The organism is Paenisporosarcina sp. P4_D4, from assembly GCF_056401835.1.
Genome location: NZ_JBFUIO010000207.1, coordinates 1 through 2,658, shown reverse-complemented (window position 1 = coordinate 2,658; position 2,658 = coordinate 1). Strand labels below are relative to the sequence as shown.

Annotated in this window: 2 protein-coding genes; both read left to right on the top strand. The window is 34.7% G+C overall.

Annotated features, from left to right (window positions below; translation table 11 throughout):
- Nucleotides 1-1,394 (top strand): dockerin type I domain-containing protein (locus AC1DSL_RS17055; protein ID WP_477533127.1); only part of this gene is annotated, 1,394 nt, incomplete at its 5' end.
- An 862-nt stretch (nucleotides 1,395-2,256) separates the two neighbouring features.
- The coding region (locus tag AC1DSL_RS17050) for a hypothetical protein (protein ID WP_477533126.1) at nucleotides 2,257-2,658 on the top strand (402 nt) is incomplete at its 3' end.

The window sequence follows — 2,658 nt, the reverse complement described above, 5'->3', positions numbered from 1 at the left end:
TCTATGAGGTTGGAGCGCCAACGATGACCTCCACCTTTGATTCGTTAGATCAAAAAGTGATTGAATATAATTTAAGTCAGCTTGATTCAAATGGACAATTTTTATATGACTTTAATATCAATGTAAATGATCCTGAAGCGGAAGAGGCAAAGCGCTTAGGTATTCCTGTTGATCAATCAAACAATTCAGTTGTTTCCTTTTACAATGGACCATGGCCATATGATCCAATCTACACTGATAAAAATGGAAATTACAAGGATCAAATCCTTGTCAAACAGCAAGCTGCACCTTTAAAAGTTCAGTTCTATGGAATGGATGCTGCGAGAAACTTTAGTGCAGATGCTACGGCAATGCTACGGGTAGCATTTGTTACTGATACTAGACCCTATTATTATTTAAAAGCAAACAAACAATCGATTTCGACTGGAGATACGGTCAATTATTCGATACGTTCGAATAATATTAAAAACTTAAAAACTGCAAAGATGACGATTCCAGTCATGAAAGACTATGGAGACTTAGGCACCATTAAAAATGTCGTTGTAAATGATGCAGTGAAGCAATTTGGTAATTCAGAAGTAACTGTAACAACCACATCAGATACGTTAAATACGTACTATACGATTACATTTAACTACTTAGGAACTAAGGCTTTACCAGAAGATATGCAGTTGGTAAATTTCGACTTACAAACATCTAACATTTATTCGAAAGGTTCGCCTATAAACTGGTTTGAAAATGAGATGAAAGGAACGACCATAGATCAATCCAATGTCCAAACTAATAATGTTTATACTTATATTGAGACTTTTAAACTGAAACCAACCTACTCAAGGTTATGGGGTTCATTACAATTTGAGGGCATGCTGGATCCTTTAACAGGCGGGCGGAACAACGCATTAGACCACAGAACCATTGGCGCAAATGTTACAGTTACGTCTTATGATGGAAAAACAGTTGTTGACGCTCCTCTTACAAACAAATCTGGTAGTTACGTTGCTGGTGGAATGAAAGCTGATAAAAATCCTTATACAGTGACTCTTGATGTACCCGGCCATTTTACGATTTCTAAGTCTCTAGTGTTATCGTATGACGTTCGAGGTGAAATAATTGGAAGGGACATGAGTTATTTATTATCTCCAGCTAAAGCAGGAGATGTCAATAAAGATAATGTCATTGATGTATTAGATGCAATCGAGCTTCAAAAAAATTGGGGTAAAAATACATCAGGGTCCGACTTGAACTTCGACGGCACAGTTGATAAAAAGGATATGGACTATGTAATTAAAAACTATAGATTACAAAATGACTCTGTTCCAAATGCACCTAAAGCGAAAGATATGTATAAAGGTGTTACGTTGGATTTGGTGTTAAGTCAGTTAGGATTAAAATAATCCTAAGCTAGTTTCTATAATCAAATGAAGAACCATTTTATGACTTACTACAGTAAATAGACAGTAATTAAATAAGATTTTAAGTAGCCTTAGCCCTGTATTTTATTGGGTTAAGGTTTTTTATTTACTTTTGAAATCAAGCTCTCTGCGTTCAAAAAGCATCAGTGTCATAAGGGTACATTTTAAATATCTGGCTGACCTTATAATACGATCGGGGGCTTTTCTGGAATGTCCATGCAGTGCGGATGTTCCAGGACGATCTTCAACTCTTCAAGATAACTAAGCCCCTCAACAGTTTGAGACACTTTAAAACTCTTACGATATGGTTTGATCCTCCACATAAACTAGTAATTTGCCAGTAACACAGGCAGTCATTTATGCCGTTCGAAATCAACTTGTTCCGTTTACTTATTTAAAAATCACTTATAAAAAAATGTCCTGTCCCTTATTATGTCACTCTTGGTATAGTACTTTTGTTTTAWGMAGGTATAGAACCAAGAACAGCACAAGATACATCCTATGTTTAATTTTCAGAAAAGTAGAAATGTGGGATGATGAGGGTTAACTGGGAAATGTTTCTGAATATTGAATGAATAAATGTTGGATAAACTCCCAGTTGATATTAGATTAGTTGAAAAATTTTAACCTGATGTTGAAAGACAGATCAGTGTATTAAATGTGAAGTTAAGTCATCAGCACGAAACCTTTACATTTTTACAAATGTATTAATCTACTATTTAGTTAGGCAGGGGAGAGGATTAATGAGGAAAAGGAGAAACAAAAAAATTATTATTAGAATCATTGTTTCGTAATTCATTGCACTACATATGTAATAAAGAGACAGAGACTGGGAGGAAAGAAAATGGGAAAAAAAGCAAACAACAAAAGTAAGGTCTTAAAAAGCTTAGCTGTATTTGCTCTATCATCTAGTTTTATTTTAAGTTCTATTGTACAAGTACCAACTACTGCGAAAGCGGTTAGTTATTCGAATGCTGAAAATTTACTTGCTAATTTAACACCAGAACAAAGAGCAGCACTTAACCAGATKACTACAAATGAATCAACAGGTCTTCAAATTTCTTCTGATATTGATTTAACGACAACGGAACAAACCCATGTAATTGTCGAGTTTGCAAATAAACCAGCAAAAGTTGCTAAGATTGAAGCGGCATCAGAAGGTCAACAACTATCAGATTCTGAAGCATCAAATTTAGTTGATCAAGATCATGAAACATTTCAAAAAGATTTGGGACAAGTATTAATT